This is a genomic window from Nocardioides sp. R-C-SC26 (assembly GCF_021246465.1).
Classification (GTDB): domain Bacteria; phylum Actinomycetota; class Actinomycetes; order Propionibacteriales; family Nocardioidaceae; genus Nocardioides.
On sequence record NZ_JAHRHK010000006.1, the window covers coordinates 96547 to 113496 of the forward strand.

General features: G+C 71.8%; 15 protein-coding genes and 1 tRNA gene. 11 read left to right on the plus strand and 5 right to left on the minus strand.

Annotation, left to right across the window (positions count from 1 at the left end; all coding sequences use genetic code 11):
- Positions 1 to 132 precede the first annotated feature (132 nt).
- The 9 genes from KSO97_RS07435 (at position 133) to KSO97_RS07475 (ending at position 8577) form a co-directional block, all read left to right on the plus strand.
- Positions 133 to 1569, plus strand: coding sequence for a hypothetical protein (locus KSO97_RS07435; RefSeq protein ID WP_232677493.1), 1437 nt, complete (start codon positions 133 to 135; stop codon positions 1567 to 1569).
- Between the two features lie 111 nt (positions 1570 to 1680).
- Complete coding sequence (eno, locus tag KSO97_RS07440) at positions 1681 to 2958, plus strand: phosphopyruvate hydratase (protein ID WP_232677494.1); 1278 nt, start codon at positions 1681 to 1683, stop codon at positions 2956 to 2958.
- A gap of 302 nt (positions 2959 to 3260) precedes the next feature.
- Positions 3261 to 3833 carry a septum formation initiator family protein gene (locus KSO97_RS07445; protein ID WP_232677495.1) on the plus strand — a complete coding sequence of 191 codons (573 nt, stop codon included), beginning with the start codon at positions 3261 to 3263 and terminating at the stop codon, positions 3831 to 3833.
- 43 nt (positions 3834 to 3876) lie between these two features.
- Entirely contained in the window at positions 3877 to 4395 is a 519-nt protein-coding gene (locus KSO97_RS07450) for a DUF501 domain-containing protein (RefSeq protein ID WP_232677496.1), read from the plus strand.
- Positions 4392 to 5321 (plus strand): exopolyphosphatase, encoded by a 930-nt coding sequence (locus tag KSO97_RS07455; protein ID WP_232677497.1) that lies wholly within the window; start codon positions 4392 to 4394, stop codon positions 5319 to 5321. The genes KSO97_RS07450 and KSO97_RS07455 overlap by 4 nt, the downstream gene beginning before the upstream one ends.
- A 57-nt stretch (positions 5322 to 5378) precedes the next feature.
- Positions 5379 to 6527 (plus strand): peptide deformylase, encoded by a 1149-nt coding sequence (locus KSO97_RS07460; RefSeq protein ID WP_232677498.1) that lies wholly within the window; start codon positions 5379 to 5381, stop codon positions 6525 to 6527.
- On the plus strand, positions 6527 to 7747 hold the full coding sequence (locus KSO97_RS07465) for a glycosyltransferase family 39 protein (protein ID WP_232677499.1): 1221 nt from the start codon (positions 6527 to 6529) through the stop codon (positions 7745 to 7747). The genes KSO97_RS07460 and KSO97_RS07465 overlap by 1 nt, the downstream gene beginning before the upstream one ends.
- Before the next feature lie 11 nt (positions 7748 to 7758).
- A tRNA-Leu gene (locus KSO97_RS07470) sits at positions 7759 to 7831 on the plus strand.
- A 53-nt stretch (positions 7832 to 7884) separates the two neighbouring features.
- The gene (locus KSO97_RS07475; RefSeq protein ID WP_232677501.1) at positions 7885 to 8577 is read left to right on the plus strand and encodes a cyclopropane-fatty-acyl-phospholipid synthase family protein; all 693 of its coding nucleotides are present in this window, start codon (positions 7885 to 7887) and stop codon (positions 8575 to 8577) included.
- Positions 8578 to 8593: 16 nt separating this feature from the next.
- On the opposite strand, the gene KSO97_RS07480 is transcribed toward KSO97_RS07475, so the two are convergent.
- Positions 8594 to 10792, minus strand: a complete 2199-nt coding sequence (locus KSO97_RS07480) for an acyltransferase family protein (RefSeq protein WP_232677502.1) — start codon at positions 10790 to 10792, stop codon at positions 8594 to 8596.
- Positions 10793 to 10993: 201 nt separating this feature from the next.
- Here KSO97_RS07480 and KSO97_RS07485 point away from each other — a divergent pair, with 201 nt between their 5' ends.
- Complete coding sequence (locus KSO97_RS07485) at positions 10994 to 11851, plus strand: Bax inhibitor-1/YccA family protein (protein WP_232677503.1); 858 nt, start codon at positions 10994 to 10996, stop codon at positions 11849 to 11851.
- A gap of 159 nt (positions 11852 to 12010) precedes the next feature.
- On the opposite strand, the gene KSO97_RS07490 is transcribed toward KSO97_RS07485, so the two are convergent.
- Positions 12011 to 13018 (minus strand): SGNH/GDSL hydrolase family protein, encoded by a 1008-nt coding sequence (locus tag KSO97_RS07490; protein ID WP_232677504.1) that lies wholly within the window; start codon positions 13016 to 13018, stop codon positions 12011 to 12013.
- Positions 13019 to 13099: 81 nt separating this feature from the next.
- On the opposite strand from KSO97_RS07490, the gene KSO97_RS07495 reads away from it, so the two are divergent.
- Positions 13100 to 14497 carry a cystathionine beta-synthase gene (locus KSO97_RS07495; protein ID WP_232677505.1) on the plus strand — a complete coding sequence of 466 codons (1398 nt, stop codon included), beginning with the start codon at positions 13100 to 13102 and terminating at the stop codon, positions 14495 to 14497.
- Positions 14498 to 14591: 94 nt separating this feature from the next.
- Here the strand turns inward: KSO97_RS07495 and KSO97_RS07500 are convergent, their stop codons facing one another.
- The 3 genes from KSO97_RS07500 to fliD all read right to left on the minus strand — a co-directional run bounded on the left by KSO97_RS07500 (position 14592) and on the right by fliD (position 16916).
- Positions 14592 to 14990 (minus strand): hypothetical protein, encoded by a 399-nt coding sequence (locus KSO97_RS07500; protein WP_232677506.1) that lies wholly within the window; start codon positions 14988 to 14990, stop codon positions 14592 to 14594.
- Complete coding sequence (gene fliS, locus KSO97_RS07505; RefSeq protein WP_232677508.1) at positions 14987 to 15397, minus strand: flagellar export chaperone FliS; 411 nt, start codon at positions 15395 to 15397, stop codon at positions 14987 to 14989. Before fliS ends, KSO97_RS07500 begins: the two co-directional genes overlap by 4 nt.
- A gap of 184 nt (positions 15398 to 15581) precedes the next feature.
- The gene (gene fliD / locus KSO97_RS07510) at positions 15582 to 16916 is read right to left on the minus strand and encodes a flagellar filament capping protein FliD (RefSeq protein WP_232677510.1); all 1335 of its coding nucleotides are present in this window, start codon (positions 16914 to 16916) and stop codon (positions 15582 to 15584) included.
- Between the last annotated feature and the right edge of the window lie 34 nt (positions 16917 to 16950).

Below are 16950 nucleotides of genomic sequence, written 5' to 3' on the forward strand. Positions count from 1 at the left end.
GATTCCGGGTCTGCGGGGCGGGCGATCCGGTTCGCTGTGCTCTCGCGGTCGGCTGATACTGAGCTGATCGTGGGCCCCAGCGCCTGATCGTTCCGTGGCTGGTCGTTGAGTGAATTCTTGAGAGGTCTCCCCGTGTCTGACATGTCTCGTGGTCGCCGTTCGTTGTTGTCGCTGGCGGTGATGGCGACGTCGGCATCGGCGTTGTTGGTGATGGTGCCGGGGGCTGATGCTGCGCCGAAGAAGCGGACGTTGGTCGGCTGTGTGGATCGTGGCGGTGAGGTGCGGATCGTCCGGGTCCCGGGTGGTTGCGAGGCCGATGAGCGGGTGGTGCGCTGGGAGGCGCGGGGCAAGAAGGGCAAGCCCGGTCCGGCGGGTGCGGATGGTTCCTCGATCCTGACCGGTGATGGTGTTCCTGCTGCGGGTCTTGGTGAGGCTGGCGACTTCTACATCGATACCGACACCGGTGTGCTGTACGGCCCGAAGACGGCGTCGAACTCCTGGCCGACGGTGTATCAGCTGGGTGCGGGTGCGGCGGGGCCCCAGGGTGCGACCGGCGCTACGGGTCCGGCTGGCGCGACGGGAGCTGCGGGCGTCAATGGTCCTGCGGGTGTCACGGGCGCGACCGGCGCCACGGGTTCGGTCGGGCCGCAGGGCGCGACCGGCGCGACGGGGGCCACGGGTGCTGGAGCCACCGGAGCGACCGGAGCCACGGGTGCGACCGGCGCCACCGGCCCGACGGGGGCTACGGGTCCGACCGGGATCGGCATGACGGGCGCCACCGGGCCGACAGGCGCGACGGGTGCGACAGGCGCCACCGGTGCGACCGGGAACACCGGGTTGATCGGGGTCACCGGTGCGACCGGGCCGGCGGGTGCGACCGGGCCGACCGGTGCCACGGGCCCGACCGGCGGGGGCGGTCCCACGGGCGCGACGGGCCCCGCTGGGACGTCGATCATCAGCGGCGCTGTCGCTCCTACGAGTGCCGACGGGAACAACGGCGACTTCTACGTCGACACCACCAACAACCTGCTCTACGGCCCGAAGGCGGCGGGCACATGGCCGACGCCCGGCATCTCGCTCGGCGGAGCCAGCGGTGGCACGACGCTGCTCGTCGACGCTTGGGTCGGCTCGCCGCAGACGACGTTCCCGCTGTCAAACGGCTCCAACCAGCCGACGACCAAGGTCGTGTTCGGCACCGAGGTCGCTGACACCGGCGATGCCTGGGACGGCGACGAGTTCACCGCCCCGAGTGCGGGTCTGTACCTCGTGGAAGCGCAGACCGTCTCGCCGGACCATGCCACCCCGTCCAGTACGGTCGGCTTGTACCTCCAGGTCAACGTCGTCGGCGACAGCTCCTACGACCGATCGATCTTCAGCCACTACCCGCCGACTACTGCCGGCAGCAACCTTCCATCCGGGCTCAGGGGCATCAGCGCCGTCAACGGCACGATCCCGCTAGCGGCCGATGAGAAGATCTACGTCGGTGCGCTCGGCGCCAACAGCTCGACTCCTACGACGGGCACGCGCGCGACCCCGGCCAGCCGGATCCGGATCTACAAGGTCGGCTGAACCGCGCGCCTGAGCCGGCTTCCGACACCCGGTGAGACCCGGTGTCGGACGCCGGCCCGCCCGGCCTAGGCTCGGCTCGACCATTCGTCACCGAATCCAGGAGCAGTCCCAGTGGCCAGCATCGAAGCCGTCGGCGCGCGCGAGATCCTCGACTCCCGCGGCAACCCCACCGTCGAGGTCGAGGTGCTCCTCGACGACGACTCCTTCGCCCGGGCCGCCGTGCCCAGCGGCGCCTCCACCGGTGCCTTCGAGGCCGTGGAGCTGCGTGACGGCGGCGACCGCTACGTCGGCAAGGGCGTGCACCAGGCCGTCTCCGCGGTGATCGACACGATCGGCCCCGCCCTCGAGGGCCTGGACGCCGACGACCAGCGCCTCGTCGACCAGACGATGCTCGGCCTGGACGGCACCCCGAACAAGGCGAATCTCGGCGCCAACGCGATCCTCGGCGTCTCTCTCGCCGTCGCGCGCGCGGCCGCGCAGTCGGCCGAGCTGCCCCTGTTCCGCTACGTCGGGGGCCCCAACGCGCACGTCCTCCCGGTGCCGATGATGAACATCCTCAACGGCGGTGCGCACGCCGACACCAACGTCGACATCCAGGAGTTCATGATCGCGCCGATCGGCGCACCCACCTTCGCCGACGCCCTGCGCAGCGGCGCCGAGGTCTACCACGCGCTGAAGTCGGTGCTGAAGAAGCAGGGCCTGGCCACCGGAGTGGGCGACGAGGGCGGCTTCGCCCCCGACCTCGCCTCCAACCGCGCTGCGCTCGACCTCATCGCCGAGGCCATCGGCAAGGCCGGCTACACGCTGGGCTCCGACATCGTGCTCGCCCTCGACGTCGCAGCCACCGAGTTCTGCACCGACGGCGTCTACACCTTCGAGGGCGCGGGCAAGTCCGCCCAGGAGATGACCGCCTACTACGCCGACCTCGTCGCCTCCTACCCGATCGTGTCCATCGAGGACCCGCTCGACGAGGACGACTGGGAGGGGTGGAAGTCCATCACCGACGAGCTCGGCACGAAGACCCAGCTGGTCGGCGACGACCTGTTCGTCACCAACGTCGAGCGCCTCCAGCGCGGCATCACCGGGGGCCAGGCCAACGCGCTCCTGGTGAAGGTCAACCAGATCGGTTCGTTGACCGAGACCCTCGACTCCGTCGAGCTGGCCCACCGCAACGGCTACCGGTGCATGATGAGCCACCGCTCCGGTGAGACCGAGGACACCACGATCGCGGACCTGGCCGTGGCCACCAACTGCGGACAGATCAAGACCGGTGCCCCGGCCCGCTCCGAGCGCGTCGCGAAGTACAACCAGCTGCTGCGCATCGAGGACCAGCTCGGCGACGCCGCGCGGTACGCCGGCGCGGGGGCCTTCCCGCGCTTCACGCGCTGATCGCCACACCCACACGCTGACGAGGCGCGCCCGAACTCGCGCCGTCCCGCCGGGAGCGGTGAGTCTGAGGCGGTTTGACGCACGTCGACCGTCCCGGACTCACCGCTACCCCGGCGGCTGAGGACCCGGCGGTGAGTCTGAGGCGATTCGCCTGCCACTATCCGTACCAGACTCACCGCTCCCGGTGCCGTCCCGCGACACCAGCCGACCGGCCACGGCAGCACCCGCTCCGCGGCGCCCGGCATCTCCTCCTCGGCGTTTCGGACCGGAATCGCATGCACCGCTGGGCGAGGATGGACCACATGGCTTCCCCGAGCGATAAGCGCCGTCCTGCGCGCACGCCGTCGCGGGGGCCACGACGGACGGCGGCGACGTCAACCCGCCCCGCGCGTGCCAGCATCCCCCGTCGCCCCGACCCCGTCGTCGCGACCCGCTCCCGGCCGACCAGCCGGGCCGTGATCCTGGTGCTGGTGCTCGCCGTGCTCGCGGTGTCCTACGCCTCCTCGTTGCGCGCCTACCTGCAGCAACGGGCGCACATCACCGACCTGCAGTCGACCATCGACGAGCGCGAGCAGCAGATCGACGTGCTCGAGCGCGAGAAGCGGCGGTGGTCCGACGACGAGTACATCCGCGCGCAGGCGCGCGAGCGGCTCGGCTACGTCAAGCCCGGCGAGACCCCGTTCGTCGTGCTGGAGGACGGCAGGCCACTGCAGACCAGCAGTGCGCTGAGCGAGCCGCGCACCGAACCCAGCGTGGACGAGGCCTGGTGGGACAAGGCGTGGGCGACCATGGAGGTCGCCGGCAAGCCCCCGCGGAAGGCCACGCCCCTCCCGGAGACGAAGGTCGCCGACCCCGAGGGCGCGCCCCGGGACTGAGCCCGACGTGCGCGGCTCGGACCGCGCGCACGACAATGGCACGGTGATCGACGCCGACGACGAGGCCACCATCGCGCTCCAGCTGGGGCGCCCCCCGCGCGCCATCCACGGGGTGGGCCACCGCTGCCCCTGCGGCAACCCGGACGTCGTGACGACCGAGCCGCGCCTGCCCGACGGCACGCCGTTCCCCACGACGTTCTACCTGACCTGCCCCCGGGTCGCGTCGCTGATCGGCACGTTGGAGAACTCGGGCCTGATGAAGCAGATGCAGGACCGGCTCTCCGAGGACGAGCAGCTCGCGGCGTCCTACCAGGCCGCCCACGAGTCGTATCTGGCGTTCCGCGCGGGTCTGGGCGATGTCCCGGAGATTGAGGGGATCTCCGCCGGCGGGATGCCTCGCCGGGTCAAGTGTCTGCACGTGCTCGCCGGCCACGCTCTGGCCGCAGGCCCGGGCGTGAACCCGCTCGGCGACGAGGTGTTGGAGCTGCTCGGGGAGTGGTGGGCCTCGGGGCCGTGCGTGCGGTCGGGAGCCGACGTCGTCGAGGACGCGGATCCCGCGTGAGCACGATCGCCGCGATCGACTGCGGCACGAACACCATCAAGCTCCTGATCGCCGAGATCGCTCCCGACGCCGGTCTGGTCGAGCGGGTGCGTGCGGCCCACATGGTGCGTCTGGGGGAGGGCGTCGACCGCACCGGTCGTCTCGACGACCAGGCCCTGGTGCGCACCTTCGCCGCCGTCGACGACTTCGCAGGACTCATCACCAAGCACGGGGTCGAGCGGATCCGGTTCTGCGCGACCTCGGCCAGCAGGGACGCCGAGAACGCCGAGGTCTTCACCGACGGCGTGCGAGCGCGGCTCGGCGTGGAACCCGAGGTCGTCTCGGGTGCCGAGGAGGCCGCTCTCGCATTCGGTGGCGCCGTACGCCACCTGCGCGCTGATCTCGACAGCGCGCCGGGCCCCGTGCTGGTCGTCGACATCGGGGGAGGGTCGACCGAGCTGATCCTCGGCGACCCGTCCGCAGCGACGCCGGAGTCGGCGTTCTCGATGGACATCGGGTCGGTCCGCCTGCACGAGCGGCACCTGCACAGCGATCCGCCGTCCGCTGCCGAGATCGCCGCGGTGCGCGCCGACATCGACGCCGGCCTCGCCGCCTGCCCGGTCGACCCCGCCCAGGCGCCGACGGTCGTCGGCGTGGCCGGCACGGTCACCACCGTCGCCGCGGGCGTCCTCGGGTTGGCCGCCTACGACCGTGCCGCCATCGACCGGTCGCGCCTGCCCGTCGAGGCGGTCGGATCGCACGTCGCCGGCCTGGTCGCCATGACCGTGGCGGAGCGGCGCGCGTTGCCGTGGATGCACCCAGGGCGTGCCGACGTCATCGGAGCGGGGGCGCTCATCCTCGAGCGGGTGCTGGCGCGCGCGACCACCACCGAACTGCTCGTCTCCGAGGCCGACATCCTCGATGGCATCGCCTGGTCCCTGGTCTGACGGCGGCTGCCGCCCACCAGGGCCCGGCGTCGCACCGAGCCTGCGAGAATGCCTGGCGTGACCCGCCCCGACAGCACCGCGTACGCCATCACCGTCCTCGGCCACGACCGCCCCGGCATCATCGCCGAGACCACCGAGCGCCTCGCGGACCTCGGCCTCAATCTCGAGGACTCCACGATGACGCTCCTGCGGGGGCACTTCGCGATGATGCTGATCTGTGCCGGAGGGGTCGGCGGGCCGCAGATCGAGCAGGCGCTCGCGCCGCTCGCTGCCGACGGCACTCTCTCGGTCACGGTGCGTGCGGTGCCGGAGGAGCAGGCCGCGCCGGTGGCAGGCTCGGGATGGGTGCTCACCGTGCACGGCGGGGACCGTCCGGGCATCGTCTCCGCGGTGGTCGCCGAGGTCGCCCGCGTCGGCGGCAACATCACCGACCTCACGACGCGCCTGGCCGGCGACCTCTATCTCCTGATCGCCGAGATCGACCTGCCCGCGTCCGCCGACGCTGCGGCGGTGGAGCAGGCCATCGGTGCGGCCGCGGCCGCCGTCGGCGGCGGCGCCGCCCCGGGGCCGGCGGGCGCGCGGGCCCGCCGCCGGCGTCGGCGCGACCCTGCGCCCGGCGGAGACCGACGAACTGTGAGCGAGACGAGCAGCGGCCTGCACCCGGTGGTGCAGGCCTGGACCGAGGCCGACCTCGGTGTCGCGGGCCGCGTGCGCGACGTCGTCCGTGCGCCCGACCCGGTGCTGTCGACGCCGGGAGCCGACGTCGACCCGACCGCGCCGGACGTCGTGCAGCTGGCGGCCGACCTGGTGGCGACGATGCGGGTCAGTCCTGGTTGCGTCGGCCTCGCGGCCAACCAGGTCGGTGTCGGCGTGCGGGTGTTCTGCGTCGACGTCTCCGAGCACCCCAAGACCCGCGACAACCACGGCACCTTCGTGCTGTGCAACGCCGAGGTCGTGGAGTCCAGCCGCAACGAGAAGGCGCGGGAGGGCTGCATGAGTGTGCCCGACCTGACCGGTGACGTGAAGCGGGCCAGCCGGCTCGTCGTTCGCGGCCAGATGCCGGGCACGGGCGAGCAGGTCGAACTCGCCGCCACGGCGTTCGAGGCCCGCGCGTTGCAGCACGAGATCGACCACACCGACGGCCTGCTCTTCCTCGACCGCGTTGCGGGCGCGCACGCCGTCTACCAGCGCCAGACCTACCTCTGATGCCCGCGGCGACCCGCGTCCGCCGCGCGGTCTCCACGCTCGGTGGCGCGCCGGCTCTGCTCGCTCTCGGGCTCGTCGTGGTCGCGGGCGCCACCATCCGCATCCTGGCTCATGCCGGTGTGGCGTACTCGCCGGCGGACGAGGGGGTCTACGCGGCGTTCTCGTGCGGCGTGGAACGCGGTGGCCTGGGCGTCTACCCGGACCTCGTGCGCGGGTACCTGGCCGACCCCGGCGCCCACGTGTTCCCCTCCCCGATCCGCTGGGGCCAGGTCCTTCTCGGGGCGCTCGCGTTCGAGGTGCGCGGCTGCGACCCGGCCGCCCTGGCCTGGGTGAGCACGTTCGCCGGCATCGCCATGATCCTGCTGGCCGCGGCGATCGCCGGGCGCCTGTGGGGGCGCTGGGCGGCCGTCGTCGCCGCGATCCTGGTGGCCGCCTCGCCGCTGCAGCTCCACCTCGGTCGTCGAGCCCTCGGCGACGAGCTCGTCGGGCTGGCCGGGCTCGCGGCGGTGGCTGCCGCGTGGTGGTGCCTGCGATCCTCGGATCGACGGGCCAGACTCGCCTTGGCGCTCGCGCTGACGGTGATGCTGGCGCTCAAGGAGGTCGCCGTCCTGCTCTTCCCGGCGATCGCGCTGTGCCTCGCGGTGGGGTGGTGGCGACGGCGCCGGGTGGGCTGGGGCGACGTCGTGGCGCTGACGGCGCCGCTGGTGGTCTGGGCCGGCGTCTACTCGCTGCTGGCGCGCTCGTTCTCCGCGGTGCCCGACACCCTGCGTGCCGTCACCTCGACCATCGAGGCGCCCTACCCGCGCGACTACCAGTCGGGCCCGCCGCACCGGCTCCTGATCGATCTCCTCGCGCTGGCGCCGGTCGCCACCGTGCTGGCGATCCTCGCCGTCGGGCTCCTCGCCGATCGCGCGAGACGCGGCGCGGCCGAGGCACGGGTGGTCGCCGCGACGACGGCCGCGGCGCTGCTGCCCTACCTCCTGGTGTCGTCGAAGTCGGTGCGGTTCGTCGTCGTGGTCGACTCGCTGATCTGCCTGCTCGCGGCCTGGGCGATCGTGACGCTCGCACGACAGGGACGAGGTGGCCGGATGCTCGGTGCAGCCCTCACCGCGGGCGCGGTCCTCGCGCAGGGCGCGATCTTCTGGGCGTTCTCGATCCGCGACGAGATCTACGACCCGGTCACCTACGAGATCCTGCGTTCGCTCGGCATGATTCCGTAGCGAACGGCAACGCCCCCGTATCCCAATGGCAGAGGAAGGCGCCTTAAAAGCGCTGCAGTCTGGGTTCGAGTCCCAGCGGGGGCACTCCCACGTCGTGGTCTTGACTTCAGGTCGACCTGAAGCGTGAGAGTGGGGGCATGAACCACGCACACGGTCACGGCAGCTCGCACGGGGACACCCCGACGGATCTCGAGCAGATGTTCACCCAGACCTTCTGGGACGAGCGCTACGCCTCGTCCACCCGGGTCTGGTCCGGCCAACCGAACCGACGACTCGTCGAGGAGCTCGAGGCCCTCCCGGTCACCGGTGCCGGCGTGGCGGTCGACGTCGGCTGCGGAGAGGGGGCGGACGCCGTCTGGTTGGGCCGGCAGGGGTGGCGCACCATCGGCATCGACGTCTCCCAGGTCGCCGTCGACCGCGCGACCGCCCACGCCGCGGACGCCGGCCTGGCCGAGCAGGTGAGCTTCGAGCGGGCCGACGTCTACGCCGGCGACCCGGTGCCGGGACCGGCCGACCTGGTCACGTCGTGCTTCATGCACACTCCGCCGGAGTCCTTCGACCGCATCTACGCGGCCATCGCCGACGCCGTCGCGCCCGGCGGCACGCTGGTGGTGCTGGCCCACCACCCCGACGACGCGACGACGGGGCTGCGCAACCCCGAGCTGAACGCGTTGCTGATCGGCCCCGACCAGGTGCTGGCCGTGCTCGAGGCTCACGCCGCCGCGTGGGACGTCGCCGTCGCCGAGGGCCGCACTCGCTCCCAGAAGCTGCCCGAGGGCGGCGAGGTGATCGTCACCGACACCGTCGTCCGCGCCGTGCGTCGCGCCTGACGCCCGAGGCGCGTGCTCAGTCGGTCCAGATCCCGAGCTTCTTGCCCAGCGGCTCGGCCAGGTCGGCGGCGTAGGTCGCCGAGATGTGGCCGCGGTCGCGGTAGGAGAGCGTGTCGCCGATGACGACCGGGCACTCGTCCTGCCAGCACAGCCACGGCACGGGGCTGACGTAGTCGATCCCGACGGTCTCCGCCGCGCGCACCGAGGCGTCGGAGTCGACCTCCTGGCTGGGCAAGGGGTCGAACATGCAGTCGCCGAGGTCCGGGTCGCCGGTGGTCAGGCAGTCGCCCGGGTCGCCGGGGTTCTTGGGTGCGTCGCGGAGCAGCACGACGCGGTCGGCCAGGGGGACGAGACGTTCGAAGATCCGGGCGAACCCCTCTTCGGTGAGTCGCACCCGGTCGGGGTGGTCCTGGCGCACCTGCTCGCCGTCGTCGGCGAAGATGACGGGGTTGGGTCCGCTCGTCGACACGACGACGAGCGCGGGGTCGAGGTCGGCGATCTGGTCGACGGCCCAGTCGCGGAAGTCCTGGCACTCGTCCCACGGCGCCATCGGCGTCTGCGGGTCGGCGTCGCTGATCACAAGGTCGGCGCCGGTGCAGTTCGGCTTGACGAAGTAGTAGGTGCGGTAGCCCTCGCGGGTGGCGATCTTCTCGAAGGCGGGGATCCACATCCGGCCATGGGAGTTGCCGAGCACCACGATCGATCGGTCGGCGTCGGTGTCGCCCCGCGGACAGAGCTCACGGATGTCGGTGCCGTAGTCGCACGGCGCCACCGACGGGATGTCGTCGCGCAGCGTCAGCAGGTCGGGGCGCAGGGTCTTGGGCACCGGGTGCCCGTTGCGGGCAGCGACCACGGATGCCTGCACGAGCGCGATCACGTCGCTCTTGCTGATCGTGACGTCCTCGTCGTCCTCGATGCCGGAGTTGCTGACGGTGATCGCCGGCCCTTCGCCGACGATCTGGGCCGAGGCGTAGGCGTGGCCGGCCCCGCACGAGGCCGCGACGAGCACCACCGAGGCAGGGTAGAGCGCGAGCGACCGCGGCCGGGTGAAGCGGCGTGCGTCGCGGAACGGCGTCTCGACGAACCGGTAGGTCAGCGCGGCGAGCACGAAGGTCGCCGCCACCGCGAGCCCAGCCTGGACCGCGGTCAGCGGCTCGCCGCGGTGCAGCTCGGGCAGCACCAACAACGGCCAATGCCACAGGTAGAGCGAGTAGGACCAGTCGCCCACGACCCGCAGGGGGCCGACGCCGAGCGCCCGGATCGGCAACGGTTCGCGAGCGTGACCGCCGGCGCCGGCCAGCAGCACCGCCGCCGAGCCCAGCACCGGCAGCAGCGCGGCGACGCCGGGGAACGGCGTCGACTCGCCGAAGCGCACGCAGGCCACCGCGATCGCCGCGAGCCCGGCCAGGCACAGCAGCGCGCGGACGGCGGCGCTCATCCGCCCGGCGACCGCGGTCGCCACCAGGGCGGTGAGCGCGCCGACGGCCAGCTCCCACGCGCGGGCCGGGGTGGAGAAGTAGGAGGCGATGGGGTCGGTGGAGGTGAGCCAGAGCCCGTAGCCGAAGCTCGCCGACCCCACGATCACCAGCACCCAGAACACCGTCACCCGTGGCATGTCGTCGCGGACCGCCCGCGAGCGGCGGCCTCCGGCCTCGGCGCCGCGCGCACGCCGTCGGGCCAACCACACGCAGGCGATCAGGACGAGGGGCCAGACCAGGTAGAACTGCTCCTCGACCGCCAGCGACCAGTAGTGCTGCAGGGGGGACGGGCCGTCCTCCTGCGCGAAGTAGTCGGTACCGACGGCCGCGAAGCGGACGTTGGCGGCGAAGAACGTGGCCCACAGTGCGTCCTTCACGACCTCCAGGGCGTCGACGACGCTGATCCACAGCACGCTCGCCGCGAGCGTGACCACCGTGACCAACGTGGCGGCGGGCAGGATGCGCCGCGCTCGGCGCGCGTAGAAGTCGCGCAGTGAGACCCGACCGTCGCGGGCGACCTCACGGAACAGCAGGTGGGAGATCAGGAAGCCGCTGATCACGAAGAAGACGTCGACACCGACGAAGCCGCCCGGCAGGAACGTGACCCCGGCGTGACCGGCGATCACGGTCAGCACGGCGATCGCGCGCAGACCCTGGACGTCGCCGCGGAATCCGGAGCTCGGAGCCGATCCGGGCGCCGCGTGGCCGTGCGACCGGGAACTCATCGGGCGCGACATCCGCCCTCCTGAAGTGTGTTGGCCGGTCGTGGAGCGTCCCCGCAGGCTACCAACCAGGACGCGGGGGAACTTCTCGACCCTGCGAGGCGTTACCTGCTGATGAGAGGCCCGTCTAGACTGGTCTCGGACGAGCGAGCCGTCAGTGCGGCCGTCACAGGGGCGGTCACATCAGGCGGTCACACGGCCTCCAAGGAGGAGACCATGCAGAGCAACAACCCCATCTTCCGGCGCTCGGAGGAGTTCAGCCGCGCCGGGTCCAACCAGACCTACACCGGTTACGGCGACCCGTCCGCCTGGGGTGGACAGTCGCAGGGCTCGACCGCGACCGGCTACCAGCCGTACTCCGCCCCGCAGGCTCCGGCCCGCGCGGACCGGATGACCATCGACTCCGTCGTCCAGGCCACCGGCATCTCGATCGCCGTGGTGATCGCCACCGCGATCGCGACCTGGGTGGTCACCCCCGACATCACGGCTGAGAACGTCGACAACCTGGGCCCGCTCTTCGCGGCGCTGGCCATCGGCTCGCTGGGCGCGTTCGCCCTCTCGATGGTCAACTCGTTCAAGCGCGTGGTCAGCCCCGCCCTGGTGCTGCTCTTCGCGGTGTTCGAGGGCGTCGCGCTCGGGGCCCTGTCGAAGGTCATCGACTCCACGCTGACCGACCCGGTCGTCATGCAGGCGGTCATGGGCACGTTCGCGGCCTTCGCGGGCACGCTCGCGGCCTACAAGTTCTTCAACATCAAGGTCGGCCAGAAGTTCCAGACCTTCGTCATCGCGGCGATGTTCGGCATGGTGGGCCTGGGCCTGATGGAGCTGATGCTGAGCCTGTTCAACGCCAACATCGGCCTCTTCGGCTTCGGCCCGCTCGGTGCCGTCACGGCCGTCATCGGTCTGGTGCTCGGTGTCTTCATGCTGATCCTCGACTTCGACTTCGTCGAGCAGGGTGTCGCCAACGGCATCCCGGAGAAGGAGTCGTGGCGGGCCGCGTTCGCCATGACCGTCAGCCTGGTCTGGATCTACACCAACCTGCTGCGTCTGCTGGCCATCCTCCAGCAGGACTGAGGACGCGCCGCGACACCGCGATTTTGACGTCGCGCCGCTGCACGTCGAACGGAACGGCCCCGGGTTGATCCCGGGGCCGTTCTGCGTCTGCGGTCGAGAGCGGACCCGGTGGTCGAGCTTGTCGAGACCGCGCATCTCGACAAGCTCGATGACCGGGGCTCAGGCCTCCGACGCCTCCGGAGCGGTGCCCTCGGTCTGCGGACGACGTCGGCGGTGCCGCAGCTCGACCCACCGACCGCGGACGCCGAGGCGCTGACCACCGACGTCGGTGCCGTCGAGTTCGGTGCCCTCCTCGTTGACGGCGCGCAATGCCGCTCGAGTGATGGGCAGAACGCCCTCGCCACGGCCGACCTGCGGCTCGGCCTCGTCGTCGGGCGCCAGGCCGAGGGCGGCCAGCACCGAGGGAAGGAAGAGCCGCACCAGTGCGCGGTAGCCCGCCGCGGAGGGGTGGAACTGGTCGGGTCCGAACAGCAGCGCCGGCGCGGCCTCGAACTCCGGGCCGAGGATCGAGCCGAGCGAGATGGTGCGGCCACCCTCGTCGAGGACGGCGATGGTCTGGGCCGCGGCCAGCCGCCGCGACCACGTGCGCGCGACCTGCTTGAGGGGCGAGGCGATCGGCTGGATCGTGCCGAGGTCGGGGCAGGTCGCGACGACGACACTCACGCCGGCCTCGCGCAGGCGCCGGACGCCGTCGCGCAGGTGGGCCACCGACTGCGAGGGCTTGACCAGGTGGGTGACGTCGTTGCCGCCGATCAGGATGAGGGCGACGTCGGGCTCGATCGGCAGCGCGCGGTCGATCTGCGCGGCGAGATCGGCCGAGACGGCGCCGACGACGCAGAACGTCCGCAGGTAGATGCGGCGGTCGCCCTGCTCGGCGACACCGCTGGCCAGCAGTGCGCCGGGGGTCTCCTCGACGTGGTCGACGCCGTAGCCCGCGGCGCTGGAGTCGCCGAGGAGCGCGATCTTCAACGCTGGTCCGGGCCGCCCGCGGCCGTACCAGCCGCTCGGGTCCGGCACCGGGTCCGGCAGCGGGTCGCCGATGGTCTTGCGAGCCAGGCGCGCCTCGGTGCGGAGGACGCCGAAGATGCCGAGGCCGAGGACCGACAGGCCCCCGCCGCCATAGACGGCCGCGGAGGCGAGTTTGCGCGCCGCGGCAGCCTTCCCCATGTCCCCACTCTACGAACGGGCGACCCACCCGCGGGGAGCGGCACGGAGGTGGGGGCGTGGCGCGACCTCTACGGTGGAGTCATGCAGTACGTGAACTCGCTCCTGGACCTGATCGGCGACACGCCCCTGCTGCGACTCGAGCGCACGCTGGACCGGCCAGATCACGCTGCCGGGAGCGGACCGCTCGTGCTGGCGAAGGTCGAGTACCTCAATCCCGGCGGTTCCGTGAAGGACCGCATCGCCACGCGGATGATCGAGGCCGCCGAGGCGTCGGGCGCGCTGCAGCCGGGTGGCACGATCGTGGAGCCGACGTCGGGCAACACCGGCGTGGGGCTGGCGATGGTGGCGCAGGCGAGGGGCTACCGCTGCGTCTTCGTGTGCCCGGACAAGGTGAGCGTCGACAAGCGCAACGTGCTCAAGGCCTACGGGGCGGAGGTCGTGGTGTGCCCGACCGCGGTCGCGCCGGAGCACCCCGACTCCTACTACAACGTCTCCGACCGGCTGGCCTCCCAGCCCGGCGCCTGGAAGCCCGACCAGTACTCCAACCCGCACAACCCGCGGTCGCACTACGAGACCACCGGGCCGGAGATCTGGGACCAGACCGAGGGGCGGATCACCCACTTCGTCGCCGGTGTCGGCACCGGCGGCACGATCAGCGGCGTCGGCCGGTACCTGAAGGAGCGCAACCCGGCGGTGCAGGTGATCGGTGCCGACCCGGCCGGGTCGGTCTACTCCGGCGGCACCGGGCGGCCGTACCTCGTCGAGGGCGTCGGCGAGGACTTCTGGCCCGAGACCTACGACCGCTCGGTCGCAGATCGGATCATCGAGGTCTCCGACGCCGACTCCTTCTCCTTCACCCGCCGCCTCGCCCGCGAGGAGGCCCTGCTGGTCGGTGGCTCGTCGGGCATGGCGGCGTTCGCCGCCCGTCAGCTCGCTCACGAGCTCGCCGGTACGCCCGAGGGGGAGGACGCCGTCATCGTGGTGCTCCTGCCCGACTCCGGCCGCGGCTACCTCACCAAGGTCTTCAACGACGAGTGGCTGGGCCAGTACGGCTTCTCCGCGGGCCTGCCGACCTCGTCGCGCACCGTGGGACAGGTGCTGCGCGGAAAGTCCGGCCGACTGCCCGACCTCGTGCACACCCACCCGTCGGAGACCGTCGCCGAGGCGGTGGCGATCCTGCAGGAGTACGGCGTCTCGCAGATGCCCGTGGTGCGGGCGGAGCCGCCGATCGTGGCGGCCGAGGTGGCCGGCTCGGTCTCGGACCGCACGCTGCTCGACGCGCTCTACGCCGGCCAGGCCCGGCTGACCGATCCGGTCGAGCAGCACATGTCGCCCGCGTTGCCGACCATCGGTTCCGGCGAGGACGCTGCCTCCGCCGTCGCCCTCCTGGAGTCCGCGGACGCCGTGCTCGTGCACGAGGACGGCAAGCCCGTCGGCGTCCTGACCCGCCAGGACCTCCTGGCCTTCCTCGCCCGCTGACGTCAATCAGGTTGACCCGTCTCGAGATGGAGACGGGTCAACCTGACGGGGAGGACGAGCGGACGTCTCCTCGGTGTCCTGGGGGGAGGCGACCTCAGATGTACCGCTCGACGTACACGGGCGTGATGCCGTGCGTGCTGGTGGCCTGACCCACGGCATCGACGACCGCCTGCTGGCGGCCGACGGCGGTGAGCACCTCGGCCATCGTGGTCATGCAGTCGCGTTGCCGGGCCAGCAGCTGCTGCGCCCGCTCCTGGAGGCCCTGCGGGATCGGGCCGTAGTCGGCCGGCACGTCCCAGGGGTCGCAGGCGACCACGGAGTTGTTGGCGAGCCCTCGCTCCACGCGCATCACGTCCAGCTCGAGCCGGTCCAGGGTGACCTCCCAGGCCGCGTACGGCGTGTGGGGATCGAGGTCGTCTCCCATGAGACCGGAGGTGCCGGAGGCGACGGGCGAGCAGGGGGTCTGGCGCGCGGTGAGCACCGCGGACCTCACGCCACGTTCGCCGTCTGGAGGGCCGCCTCACGCCAGGTCTGGGCGAGGTCGGTCACCAGACCGAGGCAGGCCTCGGTGAGAGCGAGATCCTTGCGGATGTTGGCCCGGACCAGCTGGGTGTGCAGGAAGTCGTAGATCGAGGCGAGGCCGACCCCGCCCTCCCACGACTCCACCTGCAGGCTCGCGCGCAGCTCCAGCACGATGTCCTGGGCGTGCACGAGCTGACGGTGCGCCTCCTGGACGTCGCCGGCGCGCTGGGAGTCCACGGCGCGGGTGACATCGAGCACGAGTCGCTCGAAGAGCATGACGAGGAGGCGAGCGGGGCTGGCCGTCGCGATCGAGGCGTCGAGGTAGGCGCTGCGAGCGCCGCTGGCGCCGGTGCCGTTGGTGAACGGGTTCTGGGTCATGGGGTGCCTTCCTTAGCTTCCCTGGTGATTCCCTGTGTGCTGCCCGGGCGATCCGAGAACGATCCCGGCCTGCGCTGGGCGGTGCTCGGGATCCAGGGGAGTGGAGTTCCGCATCCGTGCGGCGTGCTCCCCATGGCGATCAGATCGGCCGTCGGTCGCCCGTTCTGAGGCGTTGGGCGAGGCTCTACTGGTTGTTGGACGGCAGCGACGCGAGCTGACCGGTGAGCCATGACGACTGGTTCGACATCGTGCTCAACGCCGTCTCCAGCGCGGTGAACTGCCGCTCCAGGGTGGTGCGGCGCAACTCGAGCCGGCGGTCCCAGTCCTCGATGGAGTCCTGAAGGCGCGTGATGCCGGCGCGACGCCCGGTGATCGCGGACGTCAGCGTTCCCTCGGTCGCGTCGCTGGCGCCCTTGGCGACCTTGGCGACGCGGTCGGCGAAGCCGTTGCCGGACGTGGTGAAGCGTTCGGCCACCCCGACCGGGTCCGCGGCATAGGCCTGGCTGAACGCCGTCTGGTCGAACTGCACCTTGCCCTCGCGTGTGACCTGGATGCCCAGGCCCGCCATCGATGAACCGTCACCGGGGTAGACGGCGTCCAGCAGCGCCGAGCGCAGCGACCGCACGGTCGCGTCGCCGGTCAGGGTGCCGGCCTTCTTCGTCGTGGCGTTGTAGGCCGACTGGGTGTCGATGTCGGTGAGCAGCGCGTTGAGGTCGGAGACCAGGCCCTGCACGGAGGCCGCGAGCGAGGTGGTGTCGCGCGCGACGCTGACCGAGGACGTCGTCCCGATCGTGGTGGTCGCGGCCAGGGTGATCGAGATGCCCGGCACGAGATCGGTGAAGGTGTTCGAGGACGACGAGGCCGTGATGCCCGAGCCCAGGTCGATGGCCGCGTCGGTGCCGGCGCGCACGGTGCCGCCGCCGAGAAGCGGATCGCCGTTCTGCGCCGTCAGCTCGAAGTCCTGGGCAGCGCCCGTGGCGACGGACTCGACGAGGAGTCGGTAGGAGCCGTCGGCGACCTTGACCGCGCTCGCGCGCAGTCCGGTGGCGTTCTCTGGATCGTTGATCGCGGCGACGAGGCCCGCGAGCGTCCCGTCGCCGGTGTCGAGCTCGACGGGACTGCCGTCGAAGCGGTCGAGGCGCACGGTGGTCGATCCACCGGTCACGACGTCGGTCAGAGCCGCGGCGTCGTTGAACCCGACGCGGTGGGTCTGCGCCACGCTGGTGACGGTGACCGAGAGGTTCGTCGGTCCGGCGCCGGCCCCGGTCTTGACCGAGATCGAGGCGTGCGACGAGGTCGCGGTGACCGGTGACCAGGCGGCCTCCTTGGCCAGTGCCTCGGACTTGCTGCGCAGCAGCGCCACCTTGGTGTTGAGCGACTGCAGTGCGGTGACGACGGACTGTTCGGTGGTGACGCGGGATTCGAGCCGGGTCTGGGGCGCGGCCTCCAGCTGCATGAGCTGGGTGATGATGGTGGCGCTGTCCAACCCGCTGGCGAGCCCGCTGATGCTGGCGGCCATCGGGCCCTCCTCTTCTCAGAGCTGGATCGGGACG

Bases quoted from the DNA above. Each gene is read 5' to 3' on its own strand.
- KSO97_RS07495 (WP_232677505.1), top strand. From the start codon at position 13,100: ATGCAGTACGTGAACTCGCTCCTGGACCTGATCGGCGACACGCCCCTG.
- fliD (WP_232677510.1), bottom strand. From the start codon at position 16,916: ATGGCCGCCAGCATCAGCGGGCTCGCCAGCGGGTTGGACAGCGCCACC.
- KSO97_RS07480 (WP_232677502.1), bottom strand. From the start codon at position 10,792: ATGTCGCGCCCGATGAGTTCCCGGTCGCACGGCCACGCGGCGCCCGGA.
- KSO97_RS07485 (WP_232677503.1), top strand. From the start codon at position 10,994: ATGCAGAGCAACAACCCCATCTTCCGGCGCTCGGAGGAGTTCAGCCGC.
- KSO97_RS07475 (WP_232677501.1), top strand. From the start codon at position 7,885: ATGAACCACGCACACGGTCACGGCAGCTCGCACGGGGACACCCCGACG.
- KSO97_RS07490 (WP_232677504.1), bottom strand. From the start codon at position 13,018: ATGGGGAAGGCTGCCGCGGCGCGCAAACTCGCCTCCGCGGCCGTCTAT.
- KSO97_RS07445 (WP_232677495.1), top strand. From the start codon at position 3,261: ATGGCTTCCCCGAGCGATAAGCGCCGTCCTGCGCGCACGCCGTCGCGG.
- KSO97_RS07465 (WP_232677499.1), top strand. From the start codon at position 6,527: ATGCCCGCGGCGACCCGCGTCCGCCGCGCGGTCTCCACGCTCGGTGGC.
- fliS (WP_232677508.1), bottom strand. From the start codon at position 15,397: ATGACCCAGAACCCGTTCACCAACGGCACCGGCGCCAGCGGCGCTCGC.